The organism is Paenirhodobacter enshiensis, assembly GCF_000740785.1.
Lineage (GTDB): Bacteria > Pseudomonadota > Alphaproteobacteria > Rhodobacterales > Rhodobacteraceae > Rhodobacter > Rhodobacter enshiensis.
On record NZ_JFZB01000009.1, the window covers coordinates 174595 to 195770 of the forward strand.

The 21176-nt window shown below is 67.6% G+C and carries 20 protein-coding genes; 8 read left to right on the forward strand and 12 right to left on the reverse strand.

Annotated elements, in window-relative coordinates:
- Positions 1-38 precede the first annotated feature (38 nt).
- Positions 39-2057, reverse strand: a complete 2019-nt coding sequence (tkt, locus tag CG50_RS07495) for a transketolase (RefSeq protein WP_036636610.1) — start codon at positions 2055-2057, stop codon at positions 39-41.
- A 172-nt stretch (positions 2058-2229) separates the two neighbouring features.
- Between tkt and CG50_RS07500 the strand changes: the two genes are divergently transcribed.
- Together CG50_RS07500 and CG50_RS07505 are read left to right on the forward strand one after the other, a co-directional pair.
- Entirely contained in the window at positions 2230-2757 is a 528-nt protein-coding gene (locus tag CG50_RS07500; RefSeq protein ID WP_051909693.1) for a hypothetical protein, read from the forward strand.
- Positions 2750-3262, forward strand: coding sequence for a cell division protein ZapA (locus CG50_RS07505; RefSeq protein ID WP_081880332.1), 513 nt, complete (start codon positions 2750-2752; stop codon positions 3260-3262). Before CG50_RS07500 ends, CG50_RS07505 begins: the two co-directional genes overlap by 8 nt.
- Before the next feature lie 295 nt (positions 3263-3557).
- Here the strand turns inward: CG50_RS07505 and tyrS are convergent, their stop codons facing one another.
- Positions 3558-4808 carry a tyrosine--tRNA ligase gene (gene tyrS, locus CG50_RS07510; protein WP_036636612.1) on the reverse strand — a complete coding sequence of 417 codons (1251 nt, stop codon included), beginning with the start codon at positions 4806-4808 and terminating at the stop codon, positions 3558-3560.
- Positions 4809-4867: 59 nt separating this feature from the next.
- On the opposite strand from tyrS, the gene CG50_RS07515 reads away from it, so the two are divergent.
- On the forward strand, positions 4868-5965 hold the full coding sequence (locus CG50_RS07515) for an anhydro-N-acetylmuramic acid kinase (RefSeq protein WP_036636614.1): 1098 nt from the start codon (positions 4868-4870) through the stop codon (positions 5963-5965).
- 4 nt (positions 5966-5969) lie between these two features.
- Here the strand turns inward: CG50_RS07515 and CG50_RS07520 are convergent, their stop codons facing one another.
- From CG50_RS07520 to CG50_RS07550, 7 genes are all read right to left on the reverse strand, one after another.
- Complete coding sequence (locus CG50_RS07520) at positions 5970-6395, reverse strand: cupin domain-containing protein (RefSeq protein ID WP_036636617.1); 426 nt, start codon at positions 6393-6395, stop codon at positions 5970-5972.
- Positions 6396-6582: 187 nt separating this feature from the next.
- Entirely contained in the window at positions 6583-7857 is a 1275-nt protein-coding gene (gene eno, locus CG50_RS07525) for a phosphopyruvate hydratase (protein WP_036636619.1), read from the reverse strand.
- Between the two features lie 77 nt (positions 7858-7934).
- The gene (locus tag CG50_RS07530; protein ID WP_036636621.1) at positions 7935-8831 is read right to left on the reverse strand and encodes a DMT family transporter; all 897 of its coding nucleotides are present in this window, start codon (positions 8829-8831) and stop codon (positions 7935-7937) included.
- Positions 8832-9054: 223 nt separating this feature from the next.
- A complete protein-coding gene (locus CG50_RS07535; RefSeq protein WP_036636623.1) occupies positions 9055-9753 on the reverse strand; it encodes an endonuclease/exonuclease/phosphatase family protein in 699 nt (232 codons plus the stop codon).
- A 1-nt stretch (position 9754) separates the two neighbouring features.
- Positions 9755-11185, reverse strand: a complete 1431-nt coding sequence (locus CG50_RS07540) for a protein adenylyltransferase SelO (RefSeq protein ID WP_036636625.1) — start codon at positions 11183-11185, stop codon at positions 9755-9757.
- Positions 11186-11235: 50 nt separating this feature from the next.
- Positions 11236-12174, reverse strand: coding sequence for a nucleoside hydrolase (locus CG50_RS07545; RefSeq protein WP_036636627.1), 939 nt, complete (start codon positions 12172-12174; stop codon positions 11236-11238).
- An 85-nt stretch (positions 12175-12259) separates the two neighbouring features.
- A complete protein-coding gene (locus CG50_RS07550; RefSeq protein WP_036636629.1) occupies positions 12260-14122 on the reverse strand; it encodes an ABC-F family ATP-binding cassette domain-containing protein in 1863 nt (620 codons plus the stop codon).
- A 278-nt stretch (positions 14123-14400) separates the two neighbouring features.
- Here CG50_RS07550 and ndk point away from each other — a divergent pair, with 278 nt between their 5' ends.
- On the forward strand, positions 14401-14823 hold the full coding sequence (gene ndk, locus CG50_RS07555) for a nucleoside-diphosphate kinase (protein ID WP_036636631.1): 423 nt from the start codon (positions 14401-14403) through the stop codon (positions 14821-14823).
- A 287-nt stretch (positions 14824-15110) separates the two neighbouring features.
- Here the strand turns inward: ndk and CG50_RS17035 are convergent, their stop codons facing one another.
- Together CG50_RS17035 and CG50_RS07560 are read right to left on the reverse strand one after the other, a co-directional pair.
- Positions 15111-15248, reverse strand: coding sequence for a hypothetical protein (locus CG50_RS17035; protein ID WP_161785392.1), 138 nt, complete (start codon positions 15246-15248; stop codon positions 15111-15113).
- Between the two features lie 129 nt (positions 15249-15377).
- On the reverse strand, positions 15378-15878 hold the full coding sequence (locus tag CG50_RS07560) for an RrF2 family transcriptional regulator (RefSeq protein WP_036636633.1): 501 nt from the start codon (positions 15876-15878) through the stop codon (positions 15378-15380).
- 183 nt (positions 15879-16061) lie between these two features.
- On the opposite strand from CG50_RS07560, the gene speB reads away from it, so the two are divergent.
- The 4 genes from speB (at position 16062) to CG50_RS07580 (ending at position 20619) form a co-directional block, all read left to right on the forward strand.
- Positions 16062-17030, forward strand: coding sequence for an agmatinase (gene speB, locus CG50_RS07565; protein WP_036636636.1), 969 nt, complete (start codon positions 16062-16064; stop codon positions 17028-17030).
- A 127-nt stretch (positions 17031-17157) separates the two neighbouring features.
- The gene (locus tag CG50_RS07570; protein ID WP_036636639.1) at positions 17158-18195 is read left to right on the forward strand and encodes a DUF475 domain-containing protein; all 1038 of its coding nucleotides are present in this window, start codon (positions 17158-17160) and stop codon (positions 18193-18195) included.
- A gap of 134 nt (positions 18196-18329) precedes the next feature.
- Positions 18330-19943: an FMN-binding glutamate synthase family protein gene (locus CG50_RS07575; protein WP_036636641.1), complete on the forward strand. Its 1614-nt coding sequence runs from the start codon at positions 18330-18332 to the stop codon at positions 19941-19943.
- Positions 19944-20103: 160 nt separating this feature from the next.
- Complete coding sequence (locus CG50_RS07580) at positions 20104-20619, forward strand: MarR family transcriptional regulator (protein ID WP_051909695.1); 516 nt, start codon at positions 20104-20106, stop codon at positions 20617-20619.
- Here CG50_RS07580 and CG50_RS07585 read toward each other — a convergent pair.
- Entirely contained in the window at positions 20595-21080 is a 486-nt protein-coding gene (locus tag CG50_RS07585; RefSeq protein WP_051909697.1) for a CreA family protein, read from the reverse strand. The two genes, CG50_RS07580 and CG50_RS07585, sit on opposite strands and share 25 nt — an antisense overlap.
- Between the last annotated feature and the right edge of the window lie 96 nt (positions 21081-21176).

Genomic DNA, 21176 nt, shown 5'->3' on the forward strand with positions numbered 1-21176 from the left:
CGCTGGCCCCCTCGCTTCGTCAGATGTGTGAAGCGGGCTCACAGCAGGCTCTTCACCTTCTCGGCGATGGCCTCGGGGGTGATGCCGAAGTGCTGATAGAGTTCGTTCGCCGGGGCGGAAGCGCCGAAGCCCGTCATACCGACGAAGCCCGCCTTCTTCTCGCTGCCGCGCTCGCCCATCAGCCAGCGGTCCCAGGGCTGCTGCACGGCAGCCTCGACGGCGACGCGCACCGCGCCCGCGGGCAGAACCCGGCGCCGGTAAGCCTCGTCCTGCGCCGCGAACAGCTCCATGCAGGGGACCGAGACGACACGGGTGCCGATCGCCTGCGATTGCAGGATGTCGCGCGCCTTCATCGCGATCTCGACCTCGGAGCCGGTGGCCATCAGGATCGCCTGACGCTTGCCGGCCGCTTCCTCGAGGACATAGGCACCCTTCGCGGTCAGGTTCTGGGTGGTATGCTTCGTGCGCAGCGTCGGCAGGTTCTGCCGGCTCAGCGCGAGGACCGAGGGGGTGCGCTCGGACGACAGCGCCAGTTCCCAGGCCTCGGCGGTCTCGATCACGTCGGCCGGGCGGAAGGTCCAGGTGTTCGGCGTCGCGCGGCACATCGCCAGATGCTCGACCGGCTGGTGCGTCGGGCCGTCTTCGCCAAGCCCGATGCTGTCATGCGTCATGACATAGACCGCCGGAACCCCCATCAGCGCCGAGAGCCGCATCGCGCCGCGCGCGTAATCGGTGAAGCAGAAGAAGGTTCCGCCATAGGGGCGCACGCCGCCGTGCAGATACAGACCGTTCATCGCCGCGGCCATGCCGTGTTCGCGGATGCCGTAGCGGATGTAGCGGCCCTTGCGGTTCTCGGCCGAGAAATCGCCAAGGCCCGGGGTCAGCGTGAGGTTCGAGCCGGTCAGGTCGGCCGAACCGCCCATCGTCTCGGGCAGCACCGGGTTGACCGCGGCCAGCACCATTTCCGAGGCCTTGCGGGTCGCGACCTTGGGCGCGGCTTCCGACTGGGCCTTCTTGAAGGCGCGGATCGCGGTGGCGAGCTTCTTCGACACGCCATGCGTCACCTGACGCTCGAACTCGGCCTGCTTGGCACCCGACAGCGCCTCGAACCGGACCTGCCATTCGGCATGATCCGCGGCGCCCTTCGAACCGATGGCTTCCCAGGCGGATTTGATCTCGGCCGGGATCTCGAACGGCCCGTAGGGCCAGCCGTAGATCTCTTTCGTGGCGGCGATTTCCTCGGCCCCGAGCGGCGCGCCATGGGCGGCGTGGCTGTCGGCCTTGTGCGGCGCGCCGAAGCCGATGATGGTCTTGCAGTCGACGAGAACCGGGCCCTTCGCGGTTTCGGCCGCGCTCAGCGCGCGCTCGATATCTTCGGGGTCATGGCCGTCGCAGGCCAGAACCGTCCAGCCCGAGGCGGCGAAGCGCGCCTTCTGGTCGGTGATGTCGGCGACCGAGACCCGGCCGTCGATGGTGATGTTGTTGTCGTCCCAAAGCACGACCAGATTGTCGAGCTGCTGCTTGCCGGCAAGCCCGATGGCCTCCTGGCTGATGCCCTCCATCAGGCAGCCGTCGCCCGCGATGACCCAGATCCGGTGATCGACGACCTTCTTGCCGAAGCGCGCCGCCATCGACTTTTCCGCCATCGCCATGCCGACCGCGGTCGAAATCCCCTGACCGAGCGGGCCCGTGGTGGTCTCGACGCCTTCGAGATGGCCGTATTCCGGGTGCCCCGCCATGCGCGAGCCCCACTGCCGGAACGACTTGATCTGATCGAGCGTCGCCTGCTCGTAGCCGGTCAGATACAGCAGCGCGTAAAGCAGCATCGAGCCATGGCCCGCCGACAGCACGAAGCGGTCGCGGTCAGCCCAGCGGGGCGCTTTCGCATCGAACTTCAGATGCTTCGAGAACAGCACCGTCGCCACGTCCGCCATGCCCATCGGCATACCCGGATGGCCGGAGTTCGCGGCCTGCACCGCATCCATCGCGAGAACGCGGATCGCGGTCGCAAGTTTCCAATGCTCGGGGTGATTGGCGCGCAGCGTGGCGATATCCACCGGCCTGTCCTTTCGATGGCTGTGTTTGCGATAACCTGCGCCCCTGATAGCAGGGATCGGGGCAAGTTCAAGCGTGCTGCCCAAGTGCTTGATGCAAAAGGGTGGGATGGCGGGGCCGGTCGCGGTAATCTGGAATGCAAAGCGAAAAGCCCGCGATTCGGGGAGGGCAGGGATGACACAGACACCGGCGCAGCCACTGGCGCAGCTCGACGCCATCGCCGATTGCGAGGCCCGGATCGGTGCGGCGTTTGCCCGCATCGGGGCCGGTGTCGCGGCACTTCAGGCCCGATCCTGCGCGTCCGCTTCCGTATCCGATGGCGCGCTCGCGGCCGAACGCGCGGCGAATGCGGCGCTGTCCGAAAGAGTGCGGCTTCTGGGCGAGAAGCAGCAGACCGCCGTCGCCGGGCTCGAACGCCGCCTCGCCGAGGCCGAGGCGGAGCTGTCGCGCCTGCGCCGGCTGAACCGCGATCTCGTCGAGGCGAACCGGGTTCTGCTGGCGGCGGAAGGCGATCTGAACGGCCCGCTCGCCGACATGGCCCTGCGCGCCGAGCTCTGCGCCCTGCGCGCCGAACGCCGGCTGGAGCTGACCGAGATCGGCGCCATCGTCGCCGCGATCGACCCGCTGATCGCATCGCCGGCTTCCGGGGCGGCCGTCCAGCCCCCTGCCGATCCCACGCAAGAAGGAGCCGATCATGCCTGAAGTCCGGATATCGATCGGCGGGCGCAGTTTCGAAGTGCTGTGCGAGGCCGGTCAGGAGCCCGCGCTGCAGGCCGCGGCGGGTCTCCTCGATGCCGAGGCCAGCGTTCTTGTCCGTGCGATCGGGCGGATGACAGAGCCGAAGATGCTGCTGATGGCGGGACTGATGCTGGCCGACAAGACTCTCGCGGCGCAGCGCCAGTTGCGCACCCTCGAAACCCGCCTGACCGGGGCCGAGACCGCCCGTCTCGCAGCCGAGACAGCCCTGGCCGAGGTCTGCGCGGCTCCGCCCGCCTTGCCCGAGGGGCTTGCCGAAGCCCTTGCCGCCATCGCGACCGAGGCGGAGGCCCTGGCCGCCAGTGCCGAGGCCGCGCCTGCTGCGCTTCCGGATGCCGCTCCGACCGAACCGGAGACGATCGCGCAAGGCCCCCTGGCGGATGAGCTGTCCGCCAGTGAGGAACCTGAGGCGGGGATCGGGCCCGAAAGCTCCTCCGTTCCTCCCGGCTGACCGTCCGGGAGCCTTCCGCATCTTCACGTGAACCGGCGCCGCGAGATGGTTCGGCGAAATCCTCGCAAGTCGGGTGTTTTTGCCTTTCATCTTTGCCGAAAATATCCCGGGGGTGAGGGCCGCGAGGCCCGAGGGGGCAGAGCCCCCTGTCTTTCCACGTCCTGTGGGGCAGCCCTTAACCCGCTGTTTTGCGGCGCGGAGCCCCCCTCGTCGCCCTTCCGCCCCCCGGCACAAGAGAAAGCCCGCCGGCAGGGCCGGCGGGCTTCGGACAGCTCAGGGAGCAGGTCGGTGGCGGTTACTTCAGCACGATCAGCGCGTGACGCTTCTTGCCGGCCGAGAGCTTCACCGGCTCGTTCAGCTCGCCCGCGCCGAACATCCGGCCCGGATCGACGCAGATCTCGTCATTGACCTTGAGCCCACCTTCCGAGATCAGCCGCTTGCCGTCCTTGCCGGTCTTGGCCAGACCCGCGCGGATCACCATCTGCGCGAGGCTGATACCGTCGGCCACGTCCTCGACCGTCAGTTCCAGCGTCGGAAGTTCCTCGCCCACGCCGCCGTTCTCGAACACTTCGCGCGCGGTCTGTTCGGCCGCGGCTGCTGCCTCGGCGCCGTGCAGCAGCGTCGTGACCTCATTCGCCAGAACGATCTTGGCATGGTTGATCTCGGACCCGCCGAGCCGCGCCAGACGGTCGCATTCGACCACCGGCAGATCGGTGTAAAGCTTCAGGAACCGGCCGACATCGGCGTCGGTGGTGTTGCGCCAGAACTGCCAGAAATTGTAGGGCGACAGCATCTCGCCGTTCAGCCAGATCGCGCCGCCCTGCGACTTGCCCATCTTGCGCCCGTCCGAGGTGGTCAGCAGCGGCGTGGTCAGCCCCCAGATCACATGGTCGTTCACCCGGCGCGTCAGGTCGATGCCGTTGACGATATTGCCCCACTGATCCGAGCCGCCCATCTGCAACTGGCACCCGTAGCGCCGGTTCAGTTCGAGGAAGTCATAGGCCTGCAGGATCATGTAGTTGAATTCGAGGAAGCTCAGCGACTGCTCGCGGTCGAGCCGGGTCTTGACGGAATCGAACGACAGCATCCGGTTGACCGAGAAATGCCGCCCGATGTCGCGCAGGAATTCGAGGTAGTTCAGATCGTCGAGCCACTCGGCATTGTTCAGCATCAGCGCGTCGTTGCCCGTCGCACCGTAATCGAGGTAGCGCGCGAACACCCGCCCCATGCCGGCGATGTTGTCGTCGATCTTCTCGGGCGTCAGCAGCGGCCGCTCTTCCGAGCGGAACGAGGGATCGCCCACCTTGGTGGTGCCCCCGCCCATCAGCGTGATCGGCTTGTTGCCGGTCTTCTGGAACCAGCGCAGCAGCATGATGTTGAGCAGATGCCCCACATGCAGCGAGGCCGCCGTGGCATCATAGCCGATATAGGCGGTGACCATCCCCTTCGTCAGTGCCGCGTCCAGCTCTTGCAGATCGGTGCAATCCGCAAGGTAGCCGCGCTCGATGATGGTCGACAGGAAGTCGGATCTGGGATGGTAGGTCATCGTGCTTGTCCCTTGTTAGGCGCCATGCGTATATCTCCGCGCAGCTGAAAGGGAAAGCCATGTTGCGGTCTGGAATGGTGCGCGCGGTCGGAACCATGTCGGGAACCTCGCTCGACGGGGTGGATGCGGCGGAAATCGAGACCGACGGGATCGCCATCGCGGGCTTCGGCAAGGCGGGCTATCGCCCTTACACGGCGGCCGAGCAGGGGGTTCTGCGCGCGGCCCTCGGGCGCTGGCCGGCAGAGCCGGGGGTTTCCGACGCGGCCCGGATCGTCGAGGCCGCCCATGCCGAATTGCTGTCTGGCTTCACCGGGGCGGAACTCATCGGCTTTCACGGTCAGACCCTGGCGCACGATCCGCGCGGCACGCGCCGCACCCATCAGGCGGGCTCAGGTGCGCGGCTGGCCGCGGCGCTTGGCACGCCGGTCGCCTGGGATTTCCGCTCCGAAGACGTGGCGCAGGGCGGCGAAGGGGCGCCGCTCGCGCCGTTCTTCCATTTCGCCTGCGCGCAATGGGCCGGGCTCAGGGCGCCGGTGGCGTTTCTGAACCTCGGCGGCGTGGGCAATGTCACCTGGCTCGATCCGCGGGTGGCGGGGCCGGAGGCGCCCGGGGCGCTCCTCGCCTTCGATACCGGGCCGGCAAATGCGCCGATCAACGATCTGATGCACCGCCGCCTTGGAGAAAGCCGCGACGAAGGCGGGGCTCTGGCGCTGTCGGGGCAGGCCGATGCCGGGGTGATCGAACGCTTCCTCGATGCGGACTATTTCCATCGCCTGCCGCCGAAATCGCTGGACCGGGACGCTTTCGCGGGGCTGCAGCAGGCGGTCGAGGGGCTCTCCGATGCCGATGCGGCGGCGACGCTGACCGGCTGCGCGGCGGCCGCGGTGGAGCGGGGGCTTGCGCAGGTGCCGTCGGTGCCCGCCGCGCTCTACGTCTGCGGCGGGGGGCGGCACAACCGCGCGATGATGGCGGCGCTTGCGGAGCGGACCGGGCTGCCGGTCGAGCCGGTCGAGGCGCTCGGCCTCGATGGCGACATGCTCGAGGCGCAGGCTTTCGGCTGGCTCGCGGTGCGGGTCGCGCGCGGGCTGCCGATCTCCGGTCCCTCGACGACGGGTGTTCCGGTGCCGTGCCGTGGCGGACAGCTCAGCCGGCCCTGAGCGGTCAGGGAATGTCGAAACCGGGCGGGGCGAGCTCGAACCCTTCGAAGCGGAACGCCGGGCTCACGGTGCATCCGACGAGGCTCCAGCTCCCGCAGCTTTCCGCCGCCTGCCAGTATCCGGGCGGAACGATGCCCTGCGGTCTGTCGCCCCCGAGCACGTCGGGCCCGAGGCGCAGCACTTCGGCCGGTCCCGCTGCGGTCTGAGCGATCCGCAGGTTCAGCGGCGCGCCGGCATGGAAATGCCAGATCTCGGTCGCGTCGATCCGGTGCCAGTGGCTGCGCTCTCCGGCCGCCAGCAGGAACAGGATCGAGGTGCCGGCAGCGCGCCCGCCGATGCCCTCGCCCCCGATCCAGGTCTGCCTGAACCAGCCGCCTTCCGGATGGCGCGTCAGCCCGAGCCTGTCGATGATCGCCTCTGCCTGTGTCATCCGCGCCTCCGGTTTCGCTTTCGATTCGCCTCAAATATCCCCGCCGGAGGCAAGAAAACAAAAGAAAACCCGCCGCAGGCGGGTTTGCCTCCGGCGGGGATATTTATGGAAAGCCGAAAGTCAGGAGCCTTTTCGGCTACCGGGGAGCGTGCCCCGGCGGCCGATGGGCTGCTGCGTCGCCCTGTATTTACTTCAGGATCGAGCGGCCGGCGTATTCGGCGGTCTCGCCCAGCATTTCCTCGATGCGGATCAGCTGGTTGTATTTCGCGAGCCGGTCCGACCGCGCGAGCGAGCCGGTCTTGATCTGGCCGCAGTTGGTCGCGACGGCGAGGTCGGCGATGGTCGCGTCCTCGGTCTCGCCCGAACGGTGCGACATGATGTTGGTGTAGCGGGCGCGGTGGGCCATATCGACGGCCTGCAGCGTCTCGGTCAGCGAGCCGATCTGGTTGACCTTCACCAGCATCGCATTCGCCACGCCGGCCTTGATGCCGTCGGCGAGGCGGGCGGGGTTGGTCACGAACAGGTCGTCGCCCACCAGTTGCACCTTGTCGCCGAGCGTGTCGGTCAGCAGCTTCCAGCCTTCCCAGTCATCCTCGGCGCAGCCATCCTCGATCGAGATGATCGGGTAATCGGCGACCAGCTTCTTCAGGTATTCGACGTTCTCGGCCGCGGTCATCGACAGACCTTCGCCCTTCATCTCATACTTGCCGTTCTTGAAATACTCGGTCGAGGCGCAGTCGAGGGCCAGATAGATGTCCTCGCCGGGCTTGTAACCGGCCTTCTCGATCGCCTTCAGGATCAGGTCGAGCGCTTCGCGGGCCGAGGCGATGTTCGGCGCGAAGCCGCCTTCGTCGCCGAGGCCCGTCGACAGACCTGCCGCCTGAAGTTCCTTCTTCAGCGTGTGGAACACTTCCGAGCCCATGCGCACGGCTTCGCGGATGTTCGCGGCGCCCACCGGCATGATCATGAATTCCTGGATGTCGATCGGATTGTCGGCATGTTCGCCGCCGTTCATGATGTTCATCATCGGCACCGGCAGGACGCGGGCCGAGGTGCCGCCGACGTAGCGATAGAGCGGCTGGGTGGTGAAGTCGGCCGCCGCCTTGGCGCAGGCGAGCGACACGCCGAGAATGGCGTTCGCGCCGAGGCGCGACTTGTTCTCGGTGCCGTCGAGCTCGATCATCGCGCGGTCGATGGCGACCTGCTCGGTCACGTCTTCGCCGACCAGCGCCTCGGCGATCTCGCCGTTGACGGCGGCCACGGCGTCGAGCACGCCCTTGCCCATGTAGCGCGACTTGTCGCCGTCGCGGCGCTCATGCGCCTCATGCGCGCCGGTCGAGGCGCCCGAGGGAACCGCGGCGCGGCCCATCGTGCCGTCTTCGAGGATGACGTCGACCTCGACGGTCGGGTTGCCGCGGCTGTCGAGGATCTCGCGCGCGTGAATGTCGATGATCGTGCTCATGGGGTTGGCCCTCCGGTGAAGCGTTTCGCGCGATCTATATCCCGGCCCAGACGATGCGAAAAGAGGGCGCGCGACTGTTAGCGACGGACAGTGCGCGATTGCCGACCCTCGGCACGCATCGCCACTGTCTGACGCCACAGCGTGTAAAGCCCCGAGGCGACGATCAGCGCCCCGCCCGCGAGCGTGGCAAGCGTCGGCGCCTCGCCGAAGGCGATCCAGCCGATCAGCACGGCGAAGATCAGCCGGCTGTAACGGAACGGCGTCACCACCGACATCTCGCCCACCCGCACCGCGCCGATCAGCGCATAATAGCCGAGCACCCCGAAGACCGATCCTCCGACCGCCCAGCCCCAGTGCATCCCGTCCATCGGTTGCAGACTGTCGCCCTGCAGTGCCAGCAACAGCCCGCCCGCCGGCAGCAGCGCCGCGAAGCCCCAGACCGCGATCTGCAGCGCCGAAACGGTGGGCGGCATGGTGCGCGTCACCAGATCGCGCAGCGCCAGCCAGAACACCGAACCGAGCGAGAGGAGCGACAGCGCCGAGAACCCCTCGGTCCCCGGATGGATCACCACCAGCACGCCGGCAAAGCCCACGCCGATGGCGCTCCAGCGCCGCCAGCCGACGCGCTCGCCCATGAACAGCGCCGCCCCCATCGTCACCACGAGCGGCAGCGCCTGCTGGATCGCCGAGGCCTGAGCGAGCGGCGTCAGCGCGATGGCGCTGATATAGAGGCACGCCGCGGCGAATTCGCAAAACGAGCGCAGCAGCAGCGGCCAGCGCAGCAGATCGCGGGCGAACAGCGCCTCGCCGCGTGCGCGTGCCGCTAGCGCGAAGACCCCGGTGCCAAGTGCGCCGAGCACCAGAATCACCTGACCGATCGGCAGATCGGCCGTCATGAGCTTGATGAAGGCGTCTTCGGCCGCGAAGCCGAGCATCGAGGCGACCATCAGCAGCGCGCCGCGCATATTTTCCATGATCGTCTCCGTCCGGTCCGAGGCATGAAGGCGCGCGAAATCCGTCCCGGATGTCGGAAGAAGTGCGGCTAGGCGTCGCGCGGGCGAAATCCCGCGGCGTCATTGCTTCCTGTGCCAAAGCCGGCCGCCGCCGTCCAGTGCCGGCGCTGTATCGGTCACAAAGACGTCGCGGAGCCGCAGATGTCGCCGCGCCGAACGGGGGCGGGCGGAACGGGGCGGGGGGTCAGCCGCGAATGGCGCTGACGTCAGCCCAGATCGGCAGATGATCCGAGGCGCGCCGCGCGACGGGGCTGTCGAACACGCCCATCCGCTCGACCCTCACGCCGGGGCCGGTCACCAGCCGGTCGAGCCGGCCGAAGGGCAGCCGCGACGGGTAGCTGCGGCCGGGTGCATGGACCTCGAAGCCAGTCAGGGGCTCGAACCCCTTGAGCTTTGACCATTCGTTGAAATCGCCGATGGCGAGGGGCGGCGCGGGGGCGTCCTCCATCTGCCGGGCGATGCGCTCCCATTGCGCGCGGCGGTCGCGCCGGCGCAGGCCGAGATGGGCGGCGAAGAGGGTGAAGCTCGGCCGGCCGGCGACGGAGATCGTCGCGCTCAGCGCACCGCGCGGTTCGAGGCCGGGCAGGTCGATGCCATGGGTCGCGTCGATGCGCGCGCCGCGCCGGATCAGCACCGCCTGTCCGTGCCAGCCGAGCGAATTCGGCCCGGTGCGCGGCAGATCGGCGATGTCGTAATCGGTCAGCGTCTGGATCATCCGCGCGGGCAGGGCGGCGGGGCGGTCGCCGAGACGGCGGTCGACCTCCTGCAGCGCGATCACGTCGGCGCCGAGCGCGTTGATCACGTCGATCACCCGGCCGGGATTGCGCACCCCATCCGTGCCGACGCATTTGTGGGTGTTGTAAGAGGCGATGCGGGTGGTCATCTCAGGTTCCGCAGAAGGTGCGCGCGACGATTTCTTCGGGCTCGGGCGCGGCTTCGAGCCATTCTGTCCCCTCGACGTGCGAATAAGGCGCGGCGAGGGCGGCGTTGAGCGCATGGAACGGCGCGAAATCGCCTTCGAGCGCGGCTGCGATGGCCTGTTCGATGCGGTGATTGCGCGGGATGCGCACGGGGTTCGCCGATTGCATCGTCGCCACGGGATCCGCCTCGCGCGCAAGGCGCGCCTGCCAGTCCACCGCCCAGGCGTCGAACGCGGTCGGGTCGATGAAGGTGTCGCGCGCGGTGCCGTCCGACAGCCCGTGGAAGCAGCGGGTGAAATCGGCCTCGTTCCGCGCCATCGCGCCGAGCAGGCTCTGGATCAGCGGCAGATCGTCTTCGCCCGCCTCGGCCAGACCGATCTTGCGGCCGAAACGGCGGGTCCACTCGGCCTGATAGATCGCGGCGAAGCGGTTCACCACCTCGGTCGCGGCCTCGATGGCGGCTTCCTGATCGGGCGCGATCAGCGGCAGCAGCGCCGAGGCGAGCTGCGCGAGGTTCCACAGCGCCACCTGCGGCTGGTTCGCCCAGGCATAGCGTCCGCCCGCGTCGATCGAGGAGAACACCTTGTCCGGCCGATAGGTGTCCATGAAGGCGCAGGGGCCATAGTCGATGGTCTCGCCCGAGACGGTCATGTTGTCGGTGTTCATCACGCCATGGATGAAGCCCACCGACATCCAGCCCGCGATCAGCCGCGCCTGACGGGTGACCACGCCCGCGATGAGGCCAAGCGCGTCCGACGCGTCCGGATAATGCCGTTCGATGGCGTGACGGGCCAGAAGCGCCACCGCCTCGGTATCGCCCTGCGCGGCGAAATACTGGAAGGTGCCGACGCGGATATGGCTTGCCGCGACGCGGGTCAGCACCGCGCCCGGCCGGGCGAAGCCGTCACGCCAGACGGGTTCCCCGGTCGCGACGGCGGCCAACGCCCGCGTCGTCGGCAGACCGAGGGCCGCCATCGCCTCGGACACGACATATTCGCGCAGCACCGGGCCGAGCCAGGCCCGCCCGTCGCCGCCGCGCGAAAACGGCGTGCGCCCCGATCCCTTCAGTTGCAGATCGAAGCGTGCACCGTCGGGCGCGATGATCTCGCCCAGAAGCAGCGCCCGCCCGTCGCCGAGTTGCGGCACCCAGCCGCCGAACTGATGGCCGGCATAGGCCTGCGCCAGCGGCTCGGCGCCCTCTGGCACGGCATTGCCGGCGAGCACCGCGACGCCCTCGGGGCTCGCGAGTGCGTCCGCATCGAGGCCGAGACGCGCCGCGAGAGCGCGGTTCAGCGCGATCAGCCGCGGCTCCGCGACCGGGGTCGCGGTTTGCCGGGCGTGGAAGCGGCCGGGCAGGCGGGCGTAACTGTTGTCGAAGGCGATGGTGAGCGTCATGACAGTCTATCTGGGGGCTCGGGCGCGCCGGTCAATGGGGGCCGTCACGGTTACAGCCGGGCGATCCGCTCGCTCAGCAGCGCGAAGAAGCCGTCGCGGTCGATGCGGTTCATGAAGGTCGCGTTGGGGGCGCGCTTGGTGACGCCCCACCAGTCCGTCACGGTCATGCCAAGCGTCAGCTCGGACCCGGTTTCGATCTCGACATTGACGAAGCGGCCCTCGAACAGGCCGGGTTCGATCACATAGGCGATGACGCAGGGGTCGTGCAGCGGCGCCCCGTCCGAGCCGTATTTCTGCATGTCGAACCGCTCGAAGAAGCCGGTCCAGCCGGCGACGGCGCGCCCCGCCCCGGTGCCGAGAGCCCCCATCCGCGCGATCCACTCGGGCGAGGTCAGCGCCTTGTGCGTCACGTCGAGCGGCATCACCACCAAGGGCACGCCCGAGGCGAAGACCGCCTTCGCGGCCTCGGGATCGACGAAGATGTTGAACTCGGCCGCGGGGGTGATGTTGCCGACCTCGAAATAGGCGCCGCCCATCATCACCAGTTGCTGCACGCGGGCGACGATGTCGGGCGCGCGGGCGAAGGCGGTGGCGATGTTGGTCAGCGGCCCGAGCGTGCACAGCGTCACCGTGCCCTCGGGTTCCGCGCGCAGCGTGTCGATGATGAAATCGACCGCATCGCCCGGTTGCAGCGCCATCTGCGGTTCGGGCAGGTCGTAACCGTCGAGGCCGGTCTGGCCATGGACATGTTCGGCGGTGATCAGCGGGCGCGCGATGGGGCGCGGGCAGCCGGCGAAGACCTTGACCTCGGGGTGGCCGGCAAGTTCGCAGCACACCCGCGCGTTGCGCGTCGTCAGATCGAGCGGCACGTTCCCCGCGACGCAGGTGATGCCCAGAACCTCGATCTCATCGGGACTCGCGAGGGCGAGCAGGATCGCCACGGCGTCGTCCTGTCCGGGATCGGTGTCGATGATGATCTTGCGCGGCATCTGGCCCTCCGTCGGTCACTCGGGAGCAGCCTGCCCCCGGCGGCGGGCGAAGTCCAGTGCCCGCCGGGGGCGTGCCGGGGGGAGCTCAGCCCTCCGCGGTCTCCAGCGCTTCGAGGGCGGCCATCCACATCTCCTCGGCGCGCGCCATGGCGGTGCGGGCCTCGGCGTGCTTCAGCAGCCACTTGTCGCGCTCGGCCGCGCGGGGGGCGTCGTAAAGCCCCGGATCGGCGAGGATTTCATCAAGTTTCGCAAGCATTTCCGCGAGCTTGTTCACCCGGTCTTCGCATTTGCGGGCCTCGGCGCGCAAGGTGCTGACCTGATCGCGCGAGGGGCGAGCGGGCTTCTCGGCAGGCTTCGGCGCGGGCTTCGATGCGGATTTGTCGGCGGGATCTCCCGCCAGCAGTTCGGCCCGGTAACGCTCCAGATCGCCCTCATAGGGGGCGACCTTGCCGCCCTTCACCAGCCACAGCCGGTCGGCCACCATGCTCAGCAGGTGCATGTCGTGGCTGACCAGAACCACCGCGCCGGTGTAGTCGTTCAGCGCGTCGACCAGCGCCTCGCGGCTTTCGATATCGAGGTGGTTGGTCGGCTCGTCGAGGATCAGCAGATGCGGCGCGTCGAGCGTCGCGAGCAGCAGCGACAGCCGCGCCTTCTGCCCGCCCGAGAGCTTGCGCACCTCGGTCTCGGCCTGATCGGCATGCAGCCCGAACCCGGCCAGACGGGCGCGCAGTTTCGTCTGCGATTCCTCCGGCCGCAGGCGCTGCAGATGCAGCAGCGGCGAGGCGTTCAGATCCAGCTCCTCGACCTGATGCTGCGCGAAATAGCCGATCCGCAGCTTGGACGAGCGCGAAATCTTGCCCTCGATCGGTTCAAGTTTGCCATCCAACAGCTTGGAAAAAGTCGATTTTCCCTCGCCATTGCGGCCAAGCAACGCGATCCGGTCATCCTGGTCGATGCGCAGCGTCAGCCGGCGCAGCACCGGCGTGCCGCCATAGCCCACCGACACCGCGTCGAGCGAGACGATGGGGGGCGAAAGCTGCTCGGGCGAGGGGAAGCTGAACGCCTGCTTCGCCGCCTCCTCGGGGGCGGAGATCGGCTCCATCTTCTCCAGCATCTTGATCCGGGCCTGCGCCTGCGCGGCCTTGGTGGCCTTGGCGCGGAACCGGTCGACGAAACTTTGCAGATGGGCGCGGCGGGTTTCCTGCTTCTTCGCCTCGGCGGCCTGCACGGCGCGGGCGGCGGCACGGTTGCGCGCGAAAGTGTCGTAATTGCCGGTCCACAGCGTCAGACGGCGGTTCTCCAGATGCAGGATCGCGCCGACCGCATGGTTCAGCAGCTCGCGGTCATGCGAGATCACGATCACCGTATGCGGGTATTTCGCGAGGTAATTCTCCAGCCACAGTGCGCCTTCGAGGTCGAGGTAGTTCGTCGGCTCGTCCAGAAGCAGCAGATCGGGGGCCGAGAACAGCACCCCCGCGAGCGCCACCCGCATCCGCCAGCCGCCGGAGAAATCCGCGCAAGGCCGGCGCTGCGCCTCGGCGTCGAAACCGAGGCCCTTGAGGATCGCCGAAGCGCGCCCCTCGGCCGACCAGGCGTCGATGTCGGCAAGGCGGGCGTGCACCTCGGCGATGCGATGGGGGTCGGTGGCGGTCTCGGCCTCGGCCATCAGCGCGGTGCGCTCGGTATCGGCGGCGAGAACGGTGTCGATCAGCGACACGTCCGAGGCCGGCACCTCCTGCGCCACGCCGCCCACCCGGGCGCGCGACGGCAGTTCGATCGTGCCGCCCTCAAGCGTCAGCTCGCCGCGGATCAGGCGAAACAGCGTGGTCTTGCCGGCGCCGTTCGGGCCGACGAGGCCGACCTTGTGGCCGTCCGGAATGGTGGCCGAGGCGCCCTCGAGCAGCGGGCGCCCTTCGACGGAATAAGAGATGTCGGAGATCTTCAGCATGGCGACCGTCCTGCCCGAGCGGCGCGGCCGCGTCAATCGGGGATATGGCGGGGATATGGCGTCGCGGGTCATGGGGCAGGGGTGAGAGCTGCGGCGCGAACCGGGCGGGGCCGCAGATCCGCCGCCGGGGGCGCGAATTGTCGCGAAAATGTTGCCCGGATCGGGCAGATTTCGACGCGCGGCGGGGGTTTTCAAAGCCGTTGGCCCATGGTAGCAGGCGCCAGACCCATCCCGACCGTGCGATCGTGCCCGGTCCTTACCTCTGAAAGGCTCATGTCATGGCCATCGAACGTACGCTTTCGATCATCAAACCCGACGCGACCCGCCGCAACCTCACCGGCAAGATCAATGCCAAGTTCGAGGAAGCCGGTCTGCGCATCGTCGCGCAGAAGCGCATCCACCTGACCAAGGATCAGGCCGGCAAGTTCTACGAAGTGCACAAGGAACGTCCCTTCTACGACGAGCTGTGCAGCTTCATGGCGTCCGAGCCGGTCGTCGCTCAGGTTCTGGAAGGCGAACGCGCCATCGCGAAGAACCGCGAAGTGATGGGCGCGACCAACCCGGCGAACGCCGCTGACGGCACCATCCGCAAGGAATTCGCCCTCTCGGTCGGCGAGAACTCGGTCCACGGTTCGGACGCTCCGGAAACCGCCGCGCAGGAGATTTCGTTCTTCTTCGCCGGTCTCGAGATCGTCGGCTGATCCGGGCTTTCGCCCGATCGCAGAACATCCGGAACAGGCCGCTCTTCGGAGCGGCCTTTTTCATGCGCGCGGCAGTGAGGCTGCGCGGCAGTGACGTTCTGTCGTGACGGTGAGGCGGGAGGCACCGGGCGGCGGGCGCCTTCGGAGAAAGACGGCCGCCGATGCAGTGCGGGACCAAAGGGCCGGCAATCAACGCCCCCCGAAAATACGAAACCCCGCGACGGGCGCGGGGGGAATGCTTGCGGGCGGAACGTTCCGCCAATGTCGGGGTGGATCGACCCGAGGGGTCAGATCGACGCCCAGTCGGTCATGCGGTAGGTCGACCCCTGCTGCTGCGCCGGCTTCGGAGCCTGAGCCTGCTGCTGCTTGCTGTTCTCGGCCGGAGCCTGAGCGGGAGCGGAACCCATCTGCTGCGACATCTGCATCTTGTGCCTCATCTCAACTGTTTACTGCCTCTGCGAGGCGGTTCAGATCGTAAGTGACAGGCATTTATGCAATGTGTGACGTTGCGTCAATATGTCGCAGCGGATCGGGCCGGGAAAGTCTCGAAAATGTTACGCAACCGCCGCCTGCAGCTCCAGATGCGGCTTGCGGCCGGCGCAGGTCGGACGGATGTCGCGGCCCGGAACCGCCAGAAGATGCTGCAACGCGGTGTTGTCGGCGACCAGATCGGCCAGCGTCCAGCGATCCATCGTCGCATAAAAGGCTTCGACGGCAGCCGCAAGGGCGTCGCGGAACAGGCAGGCCTTGGCGAGCGGGCAGGTGTTCGCGCTCTCGTCGAAGCATTCGGCGAAGGGCAGGCTCGCCTCGAAGGCGCGCAGCACGGCACCGACGCGGATGTCCGCTGCCGGATGGGCGAGGGTCAGGCCACCCGCGCGGCCGCGCTGCGTCGAGATGAAGCCGAGCTGGGCGAGCGTGTTGACCACCTGCGCGAGATGGTTTTCCGAGGCGTTGCAGGCCTCGGCGATCTCGTGCTTGCGCACGATGCGGCCGGGGTTGACCGCGCAGAACATCAGGGTGCGCATCGCCAGGTTGCTACGGATCGTCAGTCTCATGCCTCGGCCTCGTTACGGAATGGCCGAGGGATTTCGGCCTTTGGCGTGCATCTTATCTGTCCTGTCCCGGTCACGATTTGACTTGGATCAGATATGTGTCTTTCCAGCTGGCTGCGGGGGGCTTGACGGCGCCGGTGCCCGCGGGAGATCACTGATCCCACCCCTCAGCCGGCGGAGACGACGATGGCCCTTGAAGACGCGAAGACACAGGTCGACATGGCCTTCACCCGGACCGACCGGCGCGGTCTGGCCTATGAGAACGCCTTCGGGGGCGCGCTCAGCTTCCTGCGTCGGCGCTACTCCAAGGATCTGAGCGGGGCGGATCTGGCGATCACCGGGGTGCCTTTCGATCAGGCGGTGACCAACCGGCCGGGGACGCGCTTCGGGCCGCGCGCGATCCGCGAGGCCTCGACCTTGCAGGCCTTCGATGCGCCCTATGGCTGGGGCTACGATCCGTTCACCGAGCTCGATATCGTCGATTACGGCGACATGCCGTTCGATTACGCCAATGTGCCCGCCGTGCCCGGCCTGATCGAGCGTCACATCGCCGGCATTCTGGAGGCGGGGGCAGGCACGATCACCCTTGGCGGCGATCACTTCATCGCGCTGCCGATCCTGCGCGCCTATGCGGCGAAATTCGGCCCCGTCTCGCTGATCCAGTTCGACGCGCATTCCGACACCTGGGCCGATGACGATCCGAACCGCATCGACCACGGCACCTTTCTTTACAAGGCGATCCGCGAAGGAATCGTGCGGCCCGAGACCACCGTCTCGGTCGGGATCCGCACCGACAACCCGGATACGCTCGGGGTGCAGATCCTCGATGCGCCGTTCGTGCACCGCTCTGGCGTCGATGCGGTCATCCAACGCATCCGCGAAACGGTGGAAGAGCGGCCGTGCTACATCACCTTCGACATCGATTGCCTCGATCCGGCCTTCGCGCCGGGCACGGGCACGCCGGTGTGGGGTGGGCTCGCGTCCTGGCAGGCGGCCGAGATCCTGCGCGGCCTGCGCGGGGTTAACATGGTCGGCGGCGATGTGGTCGAGGTCTCGCCCCCCTATGACACCACCGGTGCCACCGCCATCGCCGGCGCCCATGTCGCGACCGAGATGATCGCGCTTTACGGCTGGACCCGGCGGGCGCGCGGCTGATCCGGGGCGCATCGGCCCGAACGCCGGGTTGAACACTGTGCCGTGAGATCCTATTTCGTGCGAAATCCCGTGCCGTGCTTCGGATGCGCGGCGGGAATGATGGCTTACGCACAGGGAAGGCTCGGCAATGGCATCGGCGTTCAAGTATTTCGGTGGGGCATTTGCCTTCACCGCCGTGGGGTTGCTGTTGTCGCTGTGGCTCGGCTGGAGCTATTCGGGTTCGCTTTCGGGGGCGTTGTCGTTCTTCCTGGTCGCGGCGATCCTCGCGGTGCTGGAAATCTCGCTGTCCTTCGACAATTCCATCGTCAACGCCAACCGGCTGAAGCACATGGCGCCGGCCTGGCGGCACCGGTTCCTGACCTGGGGCATCGTGATCGCGGTGTTCGGGATGCGGGTGTTGTTCCCGCTCGCCGTGGTGGTGATCGCCGCCGGTATCGGCCCGATCGAGGCGCTGCGCCTCGCCGCGACGCAGCCCGCGGAATATGCCCGCATCGTAGGCTCCGCCCATGTCTCGATCGCGGCCTTCGGCGGGGCCTTCCTGATGATGGTGGCGCTGACCTATTTCATCGACTCGGGCAAGGAGGTCGACTGGATCGCCGCGCTGGAGAAACGGATGCGCGCGGGCGCCAGCATCAAGGGGCTGGAGATCGGCATCGTGCTGGTGATGATCATGCTGTTCACCTGGCTGCTGCCCGCGGGGACCGAGGACACGTTCCTGTTCTCCGCCATCGCCGGGATCTGCACCTTCCTCGGTGTCGAGATCCTCGGCCAGCTGCTCGACCGCGCGGCCGAAAGCGGCGAGATGGCGCGCGCGGGTCTGGGCGCGTTCCTCTATCTCGAAGTGCTCGATGCCTCGTTCAGCTTCGACGGGGTGATCGGCGCCTTCGCGCTGACCCAGAACCTGTTCCTGATCGCCATCGGGCTGGGCATCGGGGCGATGTATGTGCGTTCGATGACCATCATGCTGGTCGAGAAGGGCACGCTGAACGAGTTCCGTTACCTCGAGAACGGCGCCTTCTGGTCGATCCTGATCCTGTCGGTGGTGATGTTCTTCCAGACGCTGGTGCATGTGCCCGAAGCGGTGACCGGCCTTGTCGGCGCGGTGCTGATCGGTCTGTCCTTCCTGTCCTCGATCCGGTTCCGGCGCCACGCGCGCCGGCACTGAGGCCGGTCTTCCCTCTGTCCATGGCCATGACGTTCACGTCCGGCACGGATGAGGCCGGCATGGGTGGACAGCCCGGTTCTTTCGTCTAGGGTGTGGGCCGAAACGACCGGCCGCGACTGTCGACGAGGGGACCTATGCACGGAAAATATCTGCGATTCTCGGCTCTTGGGCTTGCGGCCCTGCTTTGCCTCGGCTGCCTTGTGCTGACGATCTGGTCGCCCTGGGCCTGGCTTTGGGCGGCGGTGTGCCTCGGTCTGGTGCTGCTCGGGCTGTGGGATATCGCGCAGACCCGGCATTCGATCCTGCGCAACTATCCGGTGATCGGCCATCTGCGCTTCCTGTTCGAGGAAATCCGCCCCGAGATCCGCCAGTATCTGATCGAGAACGACGAGGAAGAGGTGCCGTTCTCGCGCGATGAGCGCACCATCGTCTATACCCGCGCCAAGAATGTCGAGGATGCGCGCCCCTTCGGCACCAAGATGCAGGTCTATGGATCGGGTTATCAGTGGATGACCCATTCGATTCGCCCGCGCCACATCGAGAACGCCGATTTTCGCGTCCGCGTCGGCGGGCCGGATTGCCGTCAGCCCTACGATCTGTCGATCTACAACATCTCGGCGATGTCCTTCGGCGCGCTTTCGGCGAATGCGATCCTGGCGCTGAACACCGGGGCGAAGGCCGGCGGCTTTGCCCATGACACCGGCGAGGGCGGTATCTCGCGCTATCACCGGCAGGGCGGCGGCGATCTGATCTACGAGGTGGGCTCGGGCTATTTCGGCTGCCGCAATGACGACGGCTCGTTCAGCCCCGAGAAATTCGCCGCCCAGGCGGCGAGCCCTCAGGTCAAGATGATCGAGATCAAGCTCAGCCAGGGCGCGAAACCGGGCCATGGCGGGATGCTCCCGGCCGCCAAGATCAGCCCCGAGATCGCCGAGGCCCGCGGCGTGCCGATGGGGGTGGATTGCATCTCGCCCGCCTCGCATCCGGCGTTCTCGACGCCGCTCGAAATGATGGCGTTCATCACTCAGCTGCGCGAGCTGTCGGGCGGCAAGCCCGTGGGCTTCAAGCTGTGCATCGGCCATCGGCGCGAGTTCATGTGCATCGTCAAGGCGATGCTGGAAACCGGTGTGACGCCCGACTTCATCGTGATCGACGGCAAGGAAGGCGGCACCGGCGCCGCGCCGCAAGAATTCGCCAATCACATGGGGATGCCGCTGATCGAGGGGCTGACGTTTGCCCACAATACGTTGCGCGGTGCCGGTCTGCGCGACCGGATCCGGCTTGGCGCCTCGGGCAAGCTGATCACCGCTTTCGATATCGCGAAGGTGCTGGCGCTCGGCGCGGACTGGGCGAATTCGGCGCGCGGCTTCATGTTCGCGATCGGCTGCATTCAGGCGCAGTCGTGCCATACCAACCGCTGCCCCGTCGGCGTGGCGACACAGGACAAGTCGCGTCAGCGTGCTCTGGTGGTGCCCGACAAGGCGGTGCGGGTGGCGAATTTCCACCGCAATACGCTCAAGGCGCTGGCCGAGATGACCGGCGCCGCCGGCCTCGACCATCCGGGCAAGTTCATGCCGCAGCACTTCCTGATGCGCGAGAAGGACCGCAACATGGTCGTCGGCGACGAGGTTTATCCCTACATGCCCGAAGGCTTCCTGCTGCGCGAGGACGATGACCGTTTCGGCTATCTGAACCGCTGGCGCCGGGCGAGCGCGGCCGCGTTCGAGCCGCTCGACGGCGGGATCTGAGACTGATCTCTCCCGGGCGGGAGGCTGCTATGACCGTGCCGCACCCGCCTGTCGCTTGACGCCCATGCCGCGATGGCGCAGGTGTGTCCAAACGGACGGTGCTGCGATGCTGGGCTTCGGACCGGAAAAACGGCGGCCGGAGAGGCCGGGGGAGAGAGACATGACCGCGCATCGGGATGAAACCGGGACCGTCGGCCCGGCAGTGGCGCTGCTTGAACAGGATATGGCGTTTTTGCTGCGCGGGCTCGAAAGTCTGTATCGGCGGCGCAAGTATCCGGTCGAGCGGGCGCAGTATCTTCTGATGCTGCAACTGCGCGACGGGCCGCGCGCCAGCGGCGATCTGGCAGTGGGGCTGCGGCTCGATCATTCGACGGTGACGCGCCAGATCGCGGCGCTCGAACGGTTGGGCTACCTCATCCGCACGCCGCACCCCGAGGACGGGCGCAGCGCCCTTCTGGAGCTGTCGGCCCTTGGCGTCCTGCGCTGCAGCGAGATGCAGGCGATGCGCCGGCGCGGGCTGAGCAAGCTGCTCTGCGGGTGGACGGACCAGGAGGTTACCGCGTTCGCCGGGCTGGTGGCGCGGTTCAACGATGCCGTGTGCCGCGCCGAGGTCATCCCCTATGACGACGAGGTTCAGCGCGCGCCCGATATTCAGCGCACGTCCGACCCGTCGTAAAGCGGCACCGTCGAGATCGACATCTTCGCCGAGCCCTCGACCAGTTCTGCGGCATGAGTCAGATAGATGAGTGTCTGCGCCCGTTCGTCATAGATCCGCGTCACGCGCAGGCTCTTGAAGATCAGCGAGCGCCGTTCCGAGAACACGCTTTCCCCCTTCGGCCCGCGGGCGATGTCGCCCAGAACGACCGGTCCGGTGCGCTCGCACGAGATCGCGCCGTTCGACGGGTCTTCGAACCAGTTGCCCTGTTTCAGCCGGTCGATCACCGAGCGGTCGAAATAGGCGACATGGCAGGTGACCCCCTGAACCTTCGGATCGTCGAAAGCGTCGATCACGATGTCATTGCCAGTCCAGTCGACGCCGACGCGGCCGACCTCCTCGGCACGAAGCGGGACGGCGAGGGCGCACCCCAGGGCGACAGCCAGCGCCAGTCCGGCAAACGGGAAAAAAGGGGGGTGCATCTGCGGTTCCTTCGGATCGTTCTGCCGACGAGATGGGAAGCGCACCGCCGTGGCGCAAGAGCGGGCCTGCGGCGGGGGGGGGGGGGGGGGGGGGGG